At 61.4% G+C, this 18131-nt stretch carries 10 protein-coding genes; 4 read left to right on the top strand and 6 right to left on the bottom strand.

What is annotated here, in order from left to right; translation table 11 throughout:
- Window positions 1-601: 601 nt before the first annotated feature.
- The 6 genes from FXO19_RS18085 to FXO19_RS18060 all read right to left on the bottom strand — a co-directional run bounded on the left by FXO19_RS18085 (window position 602) and on the right by FXO19_RS18060 (window position 11870).
- Entirely contained in the window at window positions 602-3298 is a 2697-nt protein-coding gene (locus tag FXO19_RS18085; protein WP_149196515.1) for a DEAD/DEAH box helicase, read from the bottom strand.
- 1245 nt (window positions 3299-4543) lie between these two features.
- Window positions 4544-5635 carry a hypothetical protein gene (locus FXO19_RS18080; RefSeq protein WP_149196514.1) on the bottom strand — a complete coding sequence of 364 codons (1092 nt, stop codon included), beginning with the start codon at window positions 5633-5635 and terminating at the stop codon, window positions 4544-4546.
- A gap of 1075 nt (window positions 5636-6710) precedes the next feature.
- A complete protein-coding gene (locus FXO19_RS18075; RefSeq protein ID WP_149196513.1) occupies window positions 6711-7022 on the bottom strand; it encodes a hypothetical protein in 312 nt (103 codons plus the stop codon).
- Between the two features lie 102 nt (window positions 7023-7124).
- Window positions 7125-7328 carry a hypothetical protein gene (locus tag FXO19_RS18070; RefSeq protein WP_149196512.1) on the bottom strand — a complete coding sequence of 68 codons (204 nt, stop codon included), beginning with the start codon at window positions 7326-7328 and terminating at the stop codon, window positions 7125-7127.
- Window positions 7291-7830: a nucleotidyltransferase family protein gene (locus tag FXO19_RS18065; protein WP_149196511.1), complete on the bottom strand. Its 540-nt coding sequence runs from the start codon at window positions 7828-7830 to the stop codon at window positions 7291-7293. The genes FXO19_RS18070 and FXO19_RS18065 overlap by 38 nt, the downstream gene beginning before the upstream one ends.
- A gap of 104 nt (window positions 7831-7934) precedes the next feature.
- Window positions 7935-11870, bottom strand: coding sequence for a methylmalonyl-CoA mutase family protein (locus FXO19_RS18060; RefSeq protein ID WP_149196510.1), 3936 nt, complete (start codon window positions 11868-11870; stop codon window positions 7935-7937).
- Window positions 11871-12455: 585 nt separating this feature from the next.
- Between FXO19_RS18060 and FXO19_RS18055 the strand changes: the two genes are divergently transcribed.
- The 4 genes from FXO19_RS18055 to FXO19_RS18040 all read left to right on the top strand — a co-directional run bounded on the left by FXO19_RS18055 (window position 12456) and on the right by FXO19_RS18040 (window position 17902).
- Window positions 12456-14015: a phospholipase D family protein gene (locus FXO19_RS18055; protein ID WP_149196509.1), complete on the top strand. Its 1560-nt coding sequence runs from the start codon at window positions 12456-12458 to the stop codon at window positions 14013-14015.
- Between the two features lie 405 nt (window positions 14016-14420).
- On the top strand, window positions 14421-15521 hold the full coding sequence (locus tag FXO19_RS18050) for a Glu/Leu/Phe/Val dehydrogenase dimerization domain-containing protein (RefSeq protein ID WP_149196508.1): 1101 nt from the start codon (window positions 14421-14423) through the stop codon (window positions 15519-15521).
- A 132-nt stretch (window positions 15522-15653) separates the two neighbouring features.
- Complete coding sequence (locus tag FXO19_RS18045) at window positions 15654-16811, top strand: isovaleryl-CoA dehydrogenase (RefSeq protein WP_149196507.1); 1158 nt, start codon at window positions 15654-15656, stop codon at window positions 16809-16811.
- A 416-nt stretch (window positions 16812-17227) separates the two neighbouring features.
- Window positions 17228-17902, top strand: a complete 675-nt coding sequence (locus FXO19_RS18040) for a dienelactone hydrolase family protein (RefSeq protein WP_149196506.1) — start codon at window positions 17228-17230, stop codon at window positions 17900-17902.
- The last annotated feature ends 229 nt before the right edge of the window (window positions 17903-18131 follow it).

Genomic DNA, 18131 nt, shown 5'->3' with positions numbered 1-18131 from the left:
CGTTGGGGATTGGACTCCAAATCGCCGTGCTACTCAAAAGCGGGGGGACGTCGGAGTCCTGGCGTATCGAGTAAGGGCTCATAGGCTAAGAATGAAAACTTGTCGGGGAGATCGGAAGACAGCACCCCCTCGAGATCATCAACCGAAAACCTGGCCTGGAGTCCTTTGGACATTAGATTCGGGCGCCCGAATGTTTCAACGCTCAGTAGCGTGCCGTCTTCAAGCTCGCTGTCATGGGTGAACATGAGATAGGAGCGATCGCCAATCCTGATTGATGAATTATCGAGAAGCTCTACGGTACTCATTTCCTGCCTCGGTTTCTGACTAGGATCAAGCGCGTTACGGAGGCGTTGGGAGCGACCCAAGTCTTACAGATTCCTGAGAACTGGGGAGCCCCGGAAGATGGACGTGGAAAGGGTGTGGGATACACGACCACTGGCGAAAGCCCTGAATCGCAGAGCAACAGCGCGATAAGTGAATCTGGCACCGTTATCTCGTACAACAGGACGAAGACAACCAATCCAGCATCGGCCTCTTAATTGCCTCCGCCCCCTTTTTAGTCCAGCCCCACTTTAGTCCGTCGACCCATTTTTCGCCAGGCCTACAGTTCAAAAAAAGTAGCAACTCCAGGAGTGCACAACCACTCCTCGATTTTATGCTTCGGCACCTTCTTAGAAAAATACGCCAAATAGGCTTGAACAAGCGCCTTGTGCGAAACGAGCGTAATGGAACCAGCCGATGTAGCCTTCTTCTTCGCGTGTGAGTTGAAGTCAGGCTTTCCCACCGTAACGCAATGTGCCGCAGATAAATCATTTGCCTTAGCAAAAACGGCATATGCATCGTCCGTTGATATAGGACTGTTCTTTTTCTTTTCCCTAGACTTGCATTCGACATAAACGTCGCCGCAATCCAATCTTAGGCGAATATCCGGAACACCCTGCCGCTTTCCATCGTCATACTTATCGGGCGAAAAATCTAAGCGCCGGAAAAGCTCGAAAACAAGATCTTCATATGCGACTCCATCTTGCTCGTAAAGCGACTCAATCAACTCCACATCCGCTCTCATCTCATATGCAGCTGCTGTTTGCCTGTTCTTCCAGTACTCCATTGGTCTTGAGAAGTACTTAGCGACTGCTTCGACCAGTAACTCCGCTCTCGCGACGCTCTCCACGAGACGTGACAGCAAATCGGGCTTTGCAGTTAGCAGCTTTGAAGGCTCGGAAATATCAGCGTTAGCCAACGCCATCGCGCGATACCTACCAAAGCCAGGTACGTTTGCATCTTTTGCTGCATTAAGAACATCGACGGCACTTAGTGTCACGCCCAATCTAATTCGCTTGGCGAGCAATTCGAACTCAGTAACAAGGCGTCTATCAGAATCAACCGCTGGAGACGCAAGTAACGACGCCATTCCATCGAATATCCAGGCCACATCTTGAGCCAAGACCTGAAGCATGCCATATCTAATCGCAGGAACAGCTCGCAGCAGATCTGGCTCACTTGCTCCATTGCCCCACATCGAAATAGCCAGGGCCGCATTATCAACCTGAGGTTGATTAGGCAAAACATCGGGATCTACGAACAGAGACTGAGCACGAACGGTCTTATAAGCCATAGGGCTAGTTTGACGCGCATACGGGAGAAATCTCTGCCCAATCTCATTCGAGAACTCATCAGAAGCACAGGCAAGGTGAATCAACCCAAAAGCACGGTCATCGAAATCCTCAGGATCAATCAACATCGCATGCTTAAGAAAAGATATCGCGGTAGATGGAAGAAGACCGGTCATACTAACCGCACGACCAAATTCTGTAGCAACTAACAAATCACCTTCCTGCTTCGCCAAATCATTCTCAACTAACCAATCAACAGCCTCCTTCACCCTCACAGCCAACTGTTTGGCAAGCGTGTTATTAGAAACAACCGTCTGCTGATACCATAATGTCCTTTCAAAGAAATCAACTACGGCGCTATCCCCAGAACAAACTCCGCATGAAAGAAGCTGCAAAATCGGCTTCCGAATGCTGCTCCCCATGAGCACAGATCGAACCGGCTCTGGCTGGTCGACTACATATTGGTATGCTTTCGCGTACTCCGTGCGATTGGTAGGGAGCATCACCATACTTCCTCGATCGTGATATCCCAACCTGCCCGCCCGGCCAGACATGTTTGCAAATTCGCTTTGGGATAGCCAGGGCTCGTCCATCCATGGGCGCTGGAAAGAGTCAAAAACTACTGACCTAATCGGAAGGTTAACGCCTGCTGCAAGCGTTGGCGTTGCGAATACCACATCTATGTGACCATCGCGAAGAGCTTCTTCAACAACAGCTCGCTCAGAGAAACTTAGGTCTGCAGTGTGAAAAGCAGTCCGGCTAGCTGTAGCTGCCTTCAGTCGCTCTCCCAAGGCGGTTGGCTCAGTAAACAGATCGAGCTGGCGCGAAACTTCAAGAGCGCCTTGATTTCTCACACTTAAACCGGAGAACTCAGTAGCCAGCTGTTCTGCTCGAGGCTTCGTCATGCAGAAAACGAGCACCGGACCAAGGCCACTATCAACAAGAGCTCGAACCGCCTGAATTGAGCCACACGGATTCGGTACGTCACGATCTCTATCGAACACTTCTCCGTGCCCTGACTCACATCCAGAGACCTTTCCCGCGAACCATATCTCTTGGTCGAGTGGAACGTCACGGATATCGACCTTACAAGAAATGCACCCAAGCCATTCTGCCAGTTCATCCACATTGGGGGCCGTTGCTGTAAGACCGATGAACTGTGCCGGCTTTGCATGCAGCAAGATCGTGCAAAGTATCTCTATGTCTGCACCACGAGACGGTGCACTTATCGTTTGAATCTCATCAGCCACAACGACAAGCTTCGAGTAATTTTTGATCGCACCAGTGGCCACCAAAGAGAGAAACTTCTCATAGGTCGCAACAAGTATACCGTTCTGCCAATCCCCGTCACTTCGATCTCCTGTCGATATGGAAACATCAAACCAAGAATCCTGCCCGTTATCGTAAGTCGACTTGAAGTGACGATACTTTTCCTCGGCCAATGCCCGGTGCGTTACCAGATATACCGTACGCCGACCTTGTTGAGCGGCGACAATGGCGGCAAGTTCAGCAATAGTTGTTTTTCCAGAGGATGTAGGCGCTGAAATTACAAGACTCTGTCCAGAGGTTAGACCAGCCTCCACGCAGGCACTCTGAACTGAAGTAAGAACCCTGAATCCCTGATTCTTAAACTGTTCAATTATCTCAGATGGGATTCCATGATTCGCAAGCTGTTGAATTTCCATGCCGCCCCCTGTCGTCTGTAATCAGATATTCCTTCGAGACTCTCCACCCACGTCATACGACGCATAACTAATCGATGAAAGGGAGCATGCCTAGAAAATTGACCTGAACCCTTTACTTGCCTCTTTTTCCTGTTGGCCAGAGAACGGAGTTAGTTCACTTCCTTCCTAAGTCGTCAAACAAGGGAACCTAATCTCCTTTCCACGCCCTCCAAAAATTTCTTCCGCTACCCCCTAAACTCGTAGTTGCGCTGCAACTCGAACCAACGGCTCATACCCGTAATACACTAGCGGCAAAAGCGCGTATAGAAATGGTAGCCTCATTTCAAAGAACGGAGCTGACCTTATGACCAAGGAAATTATAATCTTAATTTTCAGCAAGAGGCCGCTTACAAAGCCGATCCCGACTTGCGCGGCGACCTCAATAGGCATCTTCCCACCCCCAATGACACTCCTATCTGTAACTGTCCATATCTCAATCCTCCATGCATCGCCTGATCCATATCGGCGACCGCGCGAACTCCAATAGTTTGGACCGTATCTTAATAGGTTAATGCGTTTACCCGATCTCGCCCCCGAACGAGGCAAACACCGCCTAAGCGCGCGAACAATGAATTGCCAATCCCGATAAAAGTCCTCCAGAATAAATTGAGGCCTGAACTTCAAATCGTAATTGTGAAATCGCTCTAAATCCTCAAAGAAAAACCTCTCTCGCTCTAGCGGGACCCCAGCTCCTGAGAGGTACGGATGCATCAATGGCACAACGGTTTTTTGCGTCGCCCTATTATATTCTTTTCTCAAATAATATAAGAAGTGCTGATGCGCTCTCAAGAAGAAATATACCCAGATAAACCAAATCGCCTGAATAATCGCATCCGGGTTCCCTACCTGAAATTTCAACACCGATATACTCGATGAATTTTGAACTTCAGCGTCAGCATATTTTAGAAATAAAAGTACAGAGGTGACCAGTAACAAGTTCCTTCTTTTCTTTGAAAAAGCATCGTCCGTCGTCATCAACGTATCTGGCATAACACATCCACCCCCGCGATTTCTCCGTATACGGGGCTCGAGATAGAAGGGCCAACTTCACTTGCCTGACGATGCATAGCTGGAAAGCCGGCCCTGCTCGAGAAGTGAACCTGACACCGTTCTTCCAAGGTCGAAAACTGTCTCTGATACATAGTTCGAATTTAAACGCCTCTGATGGAGATAAGCTGAAAAAGCTGGCGCGGCGCCGGCCTCATGTCAGCGTAACTCATGCGTCGGACGCGATGTATTAGGCGGCGCAGCATCGGGATCGACCTCTATAGACTCCAAAAGATCTTCGACTTCGATTTGCGGGGATTGCCCGCCTAATACAGCTGCGGCGCGAGATAGCGGATAATCCGGAGCCTCGCGAATCCCCACCGGGCGACGCTGCTCATCTGTTTGCCAGAATTGCACGATCTCAATATTCCTCCTGCGGGGCTCCATAAAAAGGGAAAAGTCGAGCGTATATGCTGCATAGCGGCCGGAACGACCAGATGCAGCCGATGTATTTGAATCTATTAAGTGGATAAGCTTGAAATCCATTAGCTGCTGCAAAAATTCATTCTCAATTTGATATTGTTGCGCATCATCCCTTCTCACGAGAAATGATGTTTTTTTCTTCTCGCGAAGACAAAAGTCGACCAGATCGACAAAAAGCCGCTCCAGAGAGGCAGAATCAAACCCAGCTTCTTCCTTAATGTTTGCCATCTTATTGCGATAAGATAGCATCGCACTCGCCTTATATATGTAGGTTGGAGTTAATCGGTCTCTCTTCCCTGCCTGAATTGATGCATCAATTGCATCAACGAAAATATTAAGGAAATCCCGAGGAACCCCTCCGGAGGCCAGCGTCAGCGCACGAGGGGCGTCCGGGTTGAGAATATTTGCCACCACCAGCCCGGGAGAGACACGGTCGGCCATGCTTTGAAGCATTGCGTGCAAATATGTGTCTGTGGCCTCAAAATCTTCAAATGTCTTATCTAGACTTATCTCTTCAACATCCTGAAATAATTCGACCCCAACTGTTTGCCCTTCGTGTTTCCGTAACGATGTTCGATGCCTGATTGTTGCAACTTTTAAATAATAATTGGTACCTCGAAGCAGCCTGTGGAGATAGTCGATGACATTCGGTTGCATCTCTCTATTAATCAGGTAAAAATCATCTACCAGAACGAAGGCTCGCCCTTCAGGCTGAAGCGCACGCCTTAAAACCGCCTTGTAGTCTTGCAGATGCCGCTCCAGTTGATCCAACTTCTTGCTGGTGTACGCACTTGTAACTTCGCGTCCTGCTCTGCTGCCAACCTTCACCTGTGCAGATCCTACGTACTCTGCTCCCGCTTGAATTGACCTACTTCGCTCGTCACTATCTCTTCTACTTGTCTCAGCGCTCTCGGGCTCATCCAATAAGGTTCGCAGTTCAACAATCAACTTATGAAGTGGGGATCGATGAAGCTGCCAAAAGCGTCGCTTCGCTCCGGGTAGAGACTCGAACACAGAGAGCAATAGTCTTACAAGGATGTCAGGAAATCCAAGCCTCTTGATTTCGTCAACTCCAACGTAGATGACCCTTACGCCACTCCGCTTCGAACTGGCTTGCATAAAATGTACCAGCAAGCATGACTTTCCTGAGCCTCGCCGCCCAAACAGAACTTGGTGTTGATCACTTTCGAACCTTCTTAGGTTTCCACCGATATCAACATAAACTGGATTTTGATTCTCTCTAACCCGAAAGCTATTTCTTATGGAGTTCTTTAGCCTTTCGATATCTTGAGTTTCTAGCGACATGACTCTCTCCCTGCTTTTCGCCCTTCTTCGGAACGACTTTCGCGTGCCACCATAACCTCAATAATGACTTTATCGCGACGCGCGCCTCTGCCCATGCTTGAACACTTTGTGCGCGCTATCTTGCAGCGACGACCGCTACATATTGCGCCGATACTCCCCACCCACGTCATACAGCGCGACTGATCTGGCCTAGACTATGCGTCTTCACTGCCTCCATCGGCGCCTCGAACACACTACGCCTTTCCGGCGCGCTGCGTTCTGCAATAGCCGGGCCCATGCCCGTCGCGCACGACCGACGGTTCTTCGTCGCCTCGGCAGGAAGGTCACGCCTACTAGCGGAGCTGCTGCCGGCGTCACGACCCGCTCTCCCACAGCACCCCCCCGCAGCCGAACAGTCCCGCACCACCGCAGGCTCCGGAAGCTTGCTGTCCAGCATCCAGCACTCGTCCAATACCGAGCAATAGCAAAGCCGTATACGGACGTCGCCCAGTGAATCGTCAAGCGCCTTATAGGTCGGGGACGGCGCATCCACCGGGCGGACGCGCATGATCTGGATTCATTCGTCGGCACTCACCCACGCGATGCTGGATGGCGCTTTTTATGACCAATAGTCCGGGATCGTCCTCCACCGCACCACAGCATGCCGCCAGCAACGAAGAAGGTCGGATACGGGCTGGCCCTTGTACGACACCTCGGCCCAACGCACGCGCGTCGGGCCGACACCGCGGTTCAGCAGATCGAGGGATACCTGCGGCAGTCCTTCCGGCGAGGCAGTGCTGGTGCCGAATACCAGGGACGGCCACACGCTGGCCACCAGTATCCGCCCCTGGGTGCGGTTGGCGTTGTAGGCCACGAACACGGAAACCGCCGAGATCAGCAGCACGCCGAAGGCGATCATGACCTCGAACAAGCGATGCCTGGGGGGGCGGGCGACGCAAGCGATGCGGGCACTCCGGCTGCTCCTGCGTTGTTTCCTCCGACATGCTCTGCGCCCCCTTGTCGCGCATCGGACTCACAGCCGATAGTCCCGCCCGATCGTCGGCGCGCGTCGCGGCCATTGCGGGCACAGGGCTTCGACCACTTCCATCAGTTCCAACCAGCGCTCAAACGGGTCGGCCGCGGGTCCCGGACGGTAAGGAACGCCGGCTTCACGCACCAGCACCGGTTCGGGCAGCGGGTCAGGCGCCGGGCTGGGTGGCTTGCGCGAGGAGCTCATCGAGCAGTTCCTGTCGGTCGAACAGGGCGAAGTATTCCCTGACTTCGGCCATGTTGAGGCTGGCGTGATGCTGGTGCAACAGGGAGCGGATGTCGTCGAGGTCCCGGACACGGGAAGCGTCGTTGACGTATCCCTGCAGCTTGAAGGCGATCAGGCCCTCGGCGCTGATGACGCGCAGCCGCCCCATCGCCGTGTCGCGAGGCTCGGCTTCTTGCAGCAGGCGCCGGGCGATGGGGCGATGGGCGTACAGCAGGTCGAGCCCTTCATCGCCCCTGACGTAGTTCGCGGCGTTCTCGCTCCGATGGATGCAGGTGTAGCCGAGGCCGATGAGTATGTCGTGCAGCCGGTCGGCCTCGTCGCCATCGACCAGGAAGTCCACGTCCTCGGTGGCCCGGATCACCTGATGCGCCGCCAGGGCCAGCCCGCCGATGAGTGCGGGCGGCTGCTCGATGCCGGCGAAGGCGGCCAGGGCTTCCTTGATCTGCTCGGCGAGTCGGGGCATGAGGGTGTTGGGTTTCCTTGATCTGGTTGAGCGTCGCGCGTCAGCTGCGCGGGCTGCCCTCACCCCAACCCCTCTCCCGCAAGCGGGAGAGGGGCTCGGCGGGGCTACATGTTGCGGCGGTATTCGCCGCCGACGTCGTAGAGGGCATGGCTGATCTGCCCCAGGCTGTGCGTCTTCACCGCCTCCATCAGCGCCTCGAACACGTTGCGCCTTTCCCGCGCCGCGTTCTGCAGATAGCCCAGCCCGTGGCCGTCGTGCGGTTCGGTGGCGGCGGCTTCGTCGTCCTCCACCACGTGGCCGTGGTCGGTCTCCCCTTCCGGCGCCAGGCGGTTGCGTGATTCCTGCCAGGCTTGCACGTTCTCGATCTGCTGGCCCTTCTCCGCCTTGGTGGAGCGGATCAGCTCGATCTCGGTGGCGATCTCGCCGGCGTGCTCCTTGGGCAGGAAGGTGTTCACGCCGACCAGCGGCAGGCTGCCGTCGTGCTTCTTGTGTTCGTAGAACATCGACTCTTCCTGGATCTTGCCGCGCTGGTACATGGTGTCCATGGCGCCGAGCACGCCGCCGCGCTCGCTGATGGCCTCGAATTCCTTGTACACGGCCTCTTCCACGATGTCGGTCAGCTTGTCGACGATGAAGCTGCCCTGCCAGGGGTTCTCGCAGAAGTTCAGGCCCAGCTCCTTGTTGATGATCATCTGGATGGCGACGGCGCGGCGCACGCTCTCTTCGGTGGGCGTGGTGATGGCCTCGTCGTAGGCGTTGGTGTGCAGGCTGTTGCAGTTGTCGAACAGGGCGTACAGGGCCTGCAGCGTGGTGCGGATGTCGTTGAACTGGATCTCCTGCGCGTGCAGGCTGCGGCCGCTGGTCTGGATGTGGTACTTCATCATCTGGCTGCGGGCGCTGGCGCCGTAGCGCTCGCGCATGGCGCGCGCCCAGATGCGGCGGGCGACGCGGCCGATCACGGTGTACTCCGGGTCCATGCCGTTGGAGAAGAAGAACGACAGGTTGGGCGCGAAGTCGTCGATGTCCATGCCGCGCGCGAGGTAGTACTCGACGATGGTGAAGCCGTTGCTGAGGGTGAAGGCCAGCTGGCTGATCGGGTTGGCCCCGGCCTCGGCGATGTGGTAGCCGGAGATGCTGACCGAGTAGAAGTTGCGCACCTTGTGGTCGACGAAGTACTGCTGGATGTCGCCCATCATGCGCAGGGCGAACTCGGTGCTGAAGATGCAGGTGTTCTGGGCCTGGTCCTCCTTGAGGATGTCGGCCTGCACGGTGCCGCGCACGGTGGCGAGGGTCTCGGCCTTGATCCTGTCGTAGGTGTCGCGGTCCACCATCTCCTGGCCGGTCACGCCCAGCAGGCCCAGGCCGAGACCGTCGTTGGTGGGCGGCAGGTCGCCGTGGTAGCGGGGGCGCGGGCGGCCTTCGAAGAATTTCTCGAGTTTTTGTTCCGTTTCGGCCCAGCGGGCGGATTCGGCCTTGAGGTATTTCTCCACCTGCTGGTCGATGGCGGTATTCATGAACAGCGCCAGGATCATCGGCGCCGGGCCGTTGATGGTCATCGACACGCTGGTGGTGGGGGCGCACAGGTCGAAGCCGGAGTAGAGCTTCTTCATGTCGTCCAGCGTGGGGATGTTGACGCCGGAGTTGCCGATCTTGCCGTAGATGTCGGGGCGCGGGGCCGGGTCCTCGCCGTAGAGGGTGACCGAGTCGAAGGCGGTGGACAGGCGCGCGGCGGGTTGCCCGACGGAGAGGTAGTGGAAGCGGCGGTTGGTGCGCTCGGGGGTACCCTCGCCGGCGAACATGCGGATCGGGTCCTCGCCGGTGCGGCGGTAGGGGTAGACGCCGCCGGTGTAGGGATAGCTGCCGGGCAGGTTCTCCTTGCCGAGGAAGGTGAGCAGCTCGCCCCAGGACTTGTAGGTGGGGGCGGCGATCTTGGGGACCTTCTGGTGGCTGAGGGACTCGCGGTAGTTCTGCACCTCGATGGCGCGGCCGCGGACTTCGTAGGCGGTGGTGTCGTCGGTGATGGATTTGAGGCGCTGGGGCCAGTCGCGGAGGAGCTTGAGGGACTCGGCGGTGAGGGACTGGATGGCGTCGTTGTAGCGTTGGCGGAGGGTGAGGAGGGTGCGGTCGGGGGCTTGGCCGCCATTTCGGCCGCCCTCGGGGCGGTCGGTGCCCTCGCCGTCATTCCGGCGTAGGCCGGAATCCATGGCATCGCCCGCAGACTGGACCCCGGCCTTCGCCGGGGTGACGGCGGAACCCTTCGTCGGGGTGACGTCGGCGGCCGGGGTGACGTCGGCGCTGTCGTAGAGGTCAAGGGCCTTGGGCAGCTTGGGGTCGGCGAGTTCCTGCAGGGACTGCCAGAAGGATTGGGCGCGGTCGGCGGCTTCGGCCTGTTTCTCGATGGAGGCGTTGATCGCCCTGCCCTGCTCGGCGATCTCGGCCAGGTAGCGGATGCGGTTGCCCGGGATCAGCACCGTGGCACGGGGTTCCTTGAGGGTGGTGTCGAGGTGGGGGCGGAAGTCGCAGTGCGCCGGCGCGCCGGCAGGCCTTGCGCCTTTTGCGGGAGCGTCGGGAGTCGCGGCGCTTGCGTCGGGGCTGGAGGTCGCGACTTCCGTCGCTCCTGCAGGGGAGCCGGGTGTCGCGGCTTTCGCGGTTCGGTCAGGGGCGTCGGTATCGCGGCCATGGGCCGCTCCTACGGGGGGGGCGCCGCGGTCGGGGTCACCCGCTTTTTCCATTCCCGATTCTCCATTCCCCATTCCCAATCTTTGCCGCAACAAGCGGCAAAGATTCACGAACATCCAGCTGACGCCGGGGTCGTTGAACTGGCTGGCGATGGTGGGATAGACGGGGACGTCCTCGTCCTTGACCTGGAAGGCGACGCGGTTGCGCTTCCACTGCTTGCGGATGTCGCGCAGGGCGTCCTCGGCGCCGCGCTTGTCGTACTTGTTGAGCACGATGAGCTCGGCGAAGTCGAGCATGTCGATCTTCTCCAGCTGGCTGGCGGCGCCGTAGTCGCTGGTCATGACGTACATGGGGAAGTCGACCAGGTCGACGATCTCCGAGTCGGACTGGCCGATGCCGGCGGTCTCCACGATCACCAGGTCGTAGCCCAGGCCCTTGAGGAAGGCGATGCCGTCCTTGAGCACGGCGCTGGTGGCGGCGTGCTGGCGGCGGGTGGCCATGGAGCGCATGTAGACGCGGTGGCTGCGCAGGGAGTTCATGCGGATGCGGTCGCCCAGCAGCGCGCCACCGGTGCGGCGGCGGGTGGGATCGACCGAGATCACGGCGATGCGCATCTCGGGGAAGCTGGCGAGGAAGCGGTTGAGCAGCTCGTCGGTGACGGAGGACTTGCCGGCGCCGCCGGTGCCTGTGATGCCGACCACTGGCGTGGTCGGCATCCGGGAATGGGAAATGGGGAATCGGGAATCGAGAGAGCGGGGATTGGCCCACGCCTTGCGCATCAGGGCGAGCTGGGCGTCGGAGAACTGGCCGTCCTCGATGGCGCTGAGCACGCGGCCGATGGCGATCTCATCGTCGATCGCCGGCATCTCGTGCTCTTCCGATTCCCGATTCCCGATTCCCGATTCCCGGGCCGCGCTGGCGCGGCCCACCACGTCCTCGATCATTTCCACCAGCCCCATCTTCATGCCGTCGTTGGGGTGGTAGATGCGCTCGACGCCGTAGTTCTCGAGTTCGCGGATCTCCTCCGGAGTGATGGTGCCGCCGCCGCCGGCGAACACGCGGATGTGCGGGGCGCAGCGCTCCTTCAGCATGTCGACCATGTACTTGAGGTACTCGACGTGGCCGCCCTGGTAGCTGGACAGGGCGATGGCGTCGGCGTCCTCCTGGAGGGCGGCGCGCACCACGTCCTCGACCGAGCGGTTGTGGCCGAGGTGGATGACCTCGGCGCCCTGGGCCTGGATCAGCCGGCGCATGATGTTGATGGCGGCGTCGTGGCCATCGAACAGGCTGGCGGCGGTAACGAAGCGCAGCGGGGTGGTGTCGGGCCGGGTCTCCGGCATCTGGCTGGCGGGCGTGCTCATGGCGCGCATTCCTGCGGAATCTGTGATCCGCCGATTGTAGCGCGGGGGTGTTGGCGGTCCTGTGGCTGAATGATGCACACGTCGGCCGGATGTGTCGCCTTCCGTAGGAGCGCGCCATGCGCGCGATACCGCGGGTGCCGGCAGGATCCGGTGGATGCCACTATTCCGGACCGGCAGGCGCGCCGGTTACCGGAGTTCGCGGGCGGCGTAATACCCGCGGTATCGCGCGCATGGCGCGCTCCTACGGTGCGTTGTGCGTCGGCGCGGCCGCGGGTGCCGGCAGGATTCGGTGGAGGCCGCGATTCCGGACCGGCAGGCGCGCCGGTCACCGGAATTCGCGGGCGGCGTAATGCCCGCGGCATCGCGCGCATGGCGCGCTCCTACGGTGCGTTGTGCGTCGGGGCGGCCGCGGGTGCCGGCAGATCCGGTGGATGCCGCGATGCCGGACCGGCAGGCGCGTCGGTCGCCGGAATTCGCGGGCGGCGCAATGCCCGCGGCATCGCGCGCATGGCGCGCTCCTACGGGGGGAGCGCCGCGGTCGGCTGCGGGCACATACAATGGCGGCGCCGGCATGCAGGGGCTCCCATGAGAAAACGATTGCGAAAAATCCTCGCCTGGGGGGCGTTCACCTTCGTGGCGCTGGTGGTCAGCGGGGTGTTGCTGGCCGATCACCTGACGCCACCGGCCACCGGGGCGCCGGGGCATGCGCTGGCGGTGCAGCGCGACCAGACGGCGCTCGACCGCGAGCTGATGCCGCTGCTCGACCGCAATCCGGGCAAGACCGGCGTGATCCTGATTCCCGACGGGCTGGACGCGTTCGCGGCGCGGGCGCTGTCGGCGCGCCAGGCCGGGCGCAGCCTGGACCTGCAGTACTACATCTGGCACGACGACCTCACCGGCCACCTGCTGCTCGACGAGGCCTGGCAGGCGGCCGAGCGCGGGGTGCGGGTGCGGATGCTGCTGGACGACATCAACACCTCCGGCAAGGACACCGCGCTGCTGGCGATGGACCAGCACCCGAACGTCGAGATCCGCGTCTACAACCCGTTCCGCAACCGCGACGGCCTGGGCCGCCTGCTGGAGATGGTGCAGCGCAGCTGGAGCATCACCCACCGCATGCACAACAAGGCGTGGATCGCCGACGGCCGGGTGGCGGTGGTGGGCGGGCGCAACATCGGCATGGAGTACTTCGACGCCGCCGTCGACACCAACTTCCGCGATCTCGACCTGATGCTGTTCGGCCCGGCGGTCAACCAGGCCAGCGAAATCTTCGATACGTTCTGGAACAGCGAGGCGGTGGTGCCGATCGCCGCGCTCAGCAAGCAGTCCGAGCGCAGGCTGGCCGACGTGCTCGCCGGCATCCACGAGGAGGCGCGCAGCGCCGAGGCGCGGCGCTTCCTCGATCGCGTGGACGCCTCGCCCAGCGTGCGCCGCTACGCCGCGCAGGAGCTCACTCCGTTCTGGAGCGACCGGCTCCGCATCGTGTCCGACCCGCCGGTCAAGCGCGACCAGGACGAACGCGCGAGCTGGCTGATCGAGCACGTGATGGACGACCTGCGCTCGGCCCGGAGCAAGGCGCTGCTGATCTCGCCCTACTTCGTGCCCGGCAGCGAGGGCGTGGCCGGGCTGGCGGAACTGGTGCGGCGCCACGGCGTGTACGTGGGCGTGCTGACCAACTCGCTGGCGGCCAACGATGTGCTCGCCGTGCACAGCGGCTACAGCAACTACCGCGAGCGCCTACTGCGCACGGGGATCAAGCTGCACGAGACGCGGGCGCGCGTGTCGGCCGGCACCAGCGTGTTCGGCAGCAGCGGCGCCAGCCTGCACACCAAGGCGTACGTGGTCGACGACCGCCGCGGCTTCATCGGCTCGTTCAACATGGACCCGCGCTCGATCGACCTGAACACCGAGATGGGGGTGCTGTTCGACGAGCCGACGATCGCACGCGCATTGCGCGACGAGTACCTGCTGCTGACCAGCCCGGAGCTGGCTTGGTGGGTCTACCTGAATGCGGACGGCGAGCTGCGCTGGCTGGATTCGGCCGCCAGCCCGCCGCAGGTGTTCGCCACCGAACCGGACTCGACCGTGCTGCAGCGCGCGATGGCGCGAGCCCTGCGCTGGGTACCGATCGAATCCCAGCTGTAACCGTTACCACCCCCGTAGGAGCGCGCCATGCGCGCGATGCCGCGGGCATGGCGCCGCCCGCGGATTTCGGTGACCGGCGCGCCTGCCGGTCCAGAATCGCGGCATTCACCGGATCCTGCCAACACCCGCGGCATCGCGCGCATGGCGCGCTCCTACGGGTGGGGGCGGCTACCACCCGCGCCGGAAGCCACGCGGCGGCGCGTCGTCGCCCGGCTGCGGCGCGTTCGCGCGGTTCGCGCGCGGCACCGCCGCGCCGGGCCATGCGGGCTTTTGTCCAGGGACAGGCGTAGAATGCGGCCCCCATCGGCGCCTGTTTGGCGCCGCTTCACGTCCAGCATCACCACCCACCCTAAAAACGGCCGGCGTCGTTCGCCACAGCGAATCCTCGCCGCAGCGGAGTTTGCGATGATTTTCGAACACCTCGACAAGTACGGCCATGAGCAGATCGTGTTCTGCCACAACAAGGACGCGGGCCTGAAGGCCATCATCGCGATCCACAACACGGTGCTGGGCCCGGCCCTGGGCGGCACCCGCATGTGGCCGTACAAGAGCGAGCAGGAAGCGCTGAACGACGTGCTGCGCCTGTCGCGTGGCATGACCTACAAGAACGCGGTGGCGGGCCTGAACATCGGCGGCGGCAAGGCGGTGATCATCGGCGATCCGGCCAGCGACAAGTCCGAGGCGCTGTTCCGCGCGTTCGGCCAGTTCGTCGAGTCGCTGGGCGGGCGCTACATCACCGCCGAGGACGTCGGCATCGACGTCAACGACATGGAGTTCGTGTACCGCGAGACCGAGTACGTGACCGGCGTGCACCAGGTGCACGGCGGTTCCGGCGATCCGTCGCCATTCACCGCCTACGGCACGCTGCAGGGCCTGATGGCCTCGCTGAACCGGAAGTTCGGCGACGAGGAAGTCGGCAAGTACAGCTACGCGGTGCAGGGCCTGGGCCATGTCGGCATCGAGTTCGTGAAGCTGCTCAAGGAGCGCGGCGCGAAGATCTTCGTCACCGACATCAACAAGGAGCGCGTGGACCGCGCGGTGAGCGAGTACGGCGCCGAGGCGGTGGGCCTGGACGACATCTACGACGTCGCCGCCGACGTGTACTCGCCGTGCGCGCTGGGCGGCACCGTCAACGAGGACACCCTGCCGCGCCTGAAGGCCAAGGTCATCTGCGGCGCCGCCAACAACCAGCTGGCGACCAACGAGATCGGCGACGAGGTGGAGAAGCGCGGGATCCTGTACGCGCCGGACTACGCGGTCAACGCCGGCGGCGTGATGAACGTGTCGCTGGAGATCGACGGCTACAACCGCGAACGCGCGATGCGCATGATGCGCACGATCTACCACAACCTGGCGCGCATCTACGAGATCTCCGAGCGCGACCGCATCCCGACCTACAAGGCCGCCGACCGCCTGGCCGAGGAGCGCATCGAGATCATCGGCAAGCTGAAGCTGCCGCTGGGCCGCGCGGCGCCGCGTTTCCAGGGGCGTGTTCGAGGACACTAGAGCAGGAGTGAGTGGAGAGGAGTGAGAAACGAGTAAGAGCAGCTATGCTCACTCCCTCCCCCCTGACCCTGCGCCGTTGCCACTGCTTTTTCTTTCTCTCATTTCTCACTTCTCTCCACTCGTTTCTAGCCTATGCGTACATTTCCACTCGGTGAGGAACTCGACGCCCTGCGCGACGCGGTGCGGCGCTTTGCCGAGGCGGAAATCGCGCCGCGGGCCGAGGCGATCGACCAGGAGAACGCGTTCCCGCAGGACCTGTGGCCGAAACTCGGCGAGATGGGGCTGCTGGGGATGACGGTGCCGGACGAGTTCGGCGGCAGCGGGATGGGGTTCCTCGCCCACCTGGTGGCGATGGAGGAAATCTCGCGCGCCTCCGGTTCGGTGGGGCTGAGCTACGGCGCGCATTCCAATCTGTGCGTGTCGAACCTGTACGTCAACGGCAACCAGGCGCAGCGCGAGAAGTACCTGCCGAAGCTGTGCAGCGGCGAATGGAAGGGTGCGCTGGCGATGAGCGAGCCGGGCGCCGGTTCCGACGTGGTGGGCTCGATGAGCTGCCGCGCGGAAAAGAAGGGCGATGTGTGGATCGCCAACGGCAGCAAGATGTGGATCACCAACGGCCCCGAGGCCGATGTGCTGGTGGTCTACATGCGCACCGCCGGCAAGGACGCGGGCAGCCAGTGCATGACCGCCTTCATCGTCGAGAAGGGGATGAAGGGCTACAAGACCGCGCAGAAGCTCGACAAGCTGGGCATGCGCGGCTCCAACACCTGCGAGCTGGTGTTCGAGGATTGCGAGATCCCGGACGAGAACGTGCTGGGCGGGGTGCACCAGGGCGTGCGCGTGCTGATGAGCGGCCTCAACACCGAGCGCCTGGTGCTGACCGGTGGGCCGCTGGGGCTGATGCAATCGGCCCTCGACATCACCCTGCCCTACGTGCGCGAGCGGCGGCAGTTCGATGCGCCGATCGGCACGTTCGGGATCATGCAGGCGAAGCTCGCCGACATGTACACCGCGCTGCAGTGCTCGCGCGCGTTCGCCTACCAGGTGGCGCGCGACTACGACGCCGGCCACAGGTCGCGCATCGACGCCGCCGCCTGCCTGCTGCAGGCCACCGAGGCCGCGGTGCAGGTGGCGCTGGAGGCGATCCAGTCGCTGGGTGGCAACGGTTACATCAACGAATACCCGACCGGCCGCATCCTGCGCGACGCCAAGCTGTACGCGATCGGCGCCGGCACCAATGAGATCCGCCGCATGCTGATCGGCCGCGAACTGTTCGAGGACCGCGGCTGACGCCGATCGCGGCGCGACCCTTGGCGCAATATCGCGACGGCGATCCACACCGTAGGAGCGCGCCATGCGCGCGATACCGCGGGTGCCGAAAGAATCCGATGTGATCGGCCGCGAATTGTCCGAAGACCGCGACTGACGCCGATCGCGGCGAAGCCTTGGCGCGATACCACGGCGGCGCTGCACGAATGCGAACGCGACCCACCCCGTAGGAGCGCGCCATGCGCGCGATGCCGCGGGTATCGGCCGGATCCGGTGGATGCCGCGATTTCGGACCGGCAGGCGCGCCGGTCGCCGAAATTCGCAGGCGGGGAAATGCCCGCGGTATCGCGCGCATGGCGCGCTCCTACGGGCACCTCCACATGGGCCTTCTCCATCCGGCGTTAGAATCGACCCGACGCAGCGGAAGGGAGTTGCCGATGGGCCGGGACATCGCGATTGCGACAGCGCACGGCACGATCGACGGCTGGCGCGCGGATCCGCCGCACGGCGCGCCGCGCGGCGGGATCGTGGTGATCCAGGAGATCTTCGGCGTCAACACGCATATGCGCAGCGTGGTCGAGCGCTACGCGGCCGAGGGCTACGTGGCGCTGGCGCCGGCGCTGTACGACCCGGTGGAACGCAACGTCGAGCTGGACTACGGCGAAGACGGGTTCGCGCGTGGGCGCGAGCTGGCGTCGGCGCTGGGGTTCGACCGCGCGGTGCAACTGGTCGCCGCCGCCGCGCTGCCGCTGCAGGCCGAAGGCCACAAGGTCGCGGCGATCGGCTTCTGCTGGGGCGGCAGCGTCGCCTTCCTCGCCAACACCCGGCTCGGCCTGCCCGCGGTCAGCTATTACGGCGCGCGCACGGTGCCGTTGCTGGAGGAAGAACAGCCGCTCGCGCCGCTGCTGCTGCATTTCGGCGGCGACGACGCCTCGATTCCGGCGGCGGACATCGAGGCGCATCGCAAACACCTGCCCGAAGCCGAAATCCACGTCTACGAGGACGCCGGGCACGGCTTCAACCGCGACGTCGACCCGCGCCACTACCACGCGCCGAGCGCCGCACTGGCGCACCGGCGCACGCTGGCCTTCTTGGAGAAGGCACTGTCGTGATGCATGTCCGTGACGCCCGCTCTGATGGCTTCCGGACGCATCCCGCGCCCTGCCCCGCCCTCGCCTGCGGGATCCCGCGCTCTGCTCCCTCTCCCGCCTGCGGGATCCCACGCTCTGCTCCCTCTCCCGCTTGCGGGAGAGGGCTGGGGTGAGGGCATGGCGGAGCCGATGCGGTCGGCTCTCCAACATCAGCCCGAGTGCGGTAAAAGCTGACACTCGAAGCACCACC

Source organism: Luteimonas suaedae, assembly GCF_008312895.1.
Taxonomy (GTDB): domain Bacteria; phylum Pseudomonadota; class Gammaproteobacteria; order Xanthomonadales; family Xanthomonadaceae; genus Luteimonas; species Luteimonas suaedae.
This window is presented reverse-complemented; position numbering and strand designations above follow the sequence as displayed.

What these genes read in the sequence shown, in the direction of transcription:
- FXO19_RS18085 (WP_149196515.1), bottom strand. Translation starts at nt 3,298, where the DNA reads ATGGAAATTCAACAGCTTGCGAATCATGGAATCCCATCTGAGATAATT.
- FXO19_RS18070 (WP_149196512.1), bottom strand. Translation starts at nt 7,328, where the DNA reads ATGAGCTCCTCGCGCAAGCCACCCAGCCCGGCGCCTGACCCGCTGCCC.
- FXO19_RS18065 (WP_149196511.1), bottom strand. Translation starts at nt 7,830, where the DNA reads ATGCCCCGACTCGCCGAGCAGATCAAGGAAGCCCTGGCCGCCTTCGCC.
- FXO19_RS18060 (WP_149196510.1), bottom strand. Translation starts at nt 11,870, where the DNA reads ATGAGCACGCCCGCCAGCCAGATGCCGGAGACCCGGCCCGACACCACC.
- FXO19_RS18055 (WP_149196509.1), top strand. Translation starts at nt 12,456, where the DNA reads ATGAGAAAACGATTGCGAAAAATCCTCGCCTGGGGGGCGTTCACCTTC.
- FXO19_RS18050 (WP_149196508.1), top strand. Translation starts at nt 14,421, where the DNA reads ATGATTTTCGAACACCTCGACAAGTACGGCCATGAGCAGATCGTGTTC.
- FXO19_RS18045 (WP_149196507.1), top strand. Translation starts at nt 15,654, where the DNA reads ATGCGTACATTTCCACTCGGTGAGGAACTCGACGCCCTGCGCGACGCG.
- FXO19_RS18040 (WP_149196506.1), top strand. Translation starts at nt 17,228, where the DNA reads ATGGGCCGGGACATCGCGATTGCGACAGCGCACGGCACGATCGACGGC.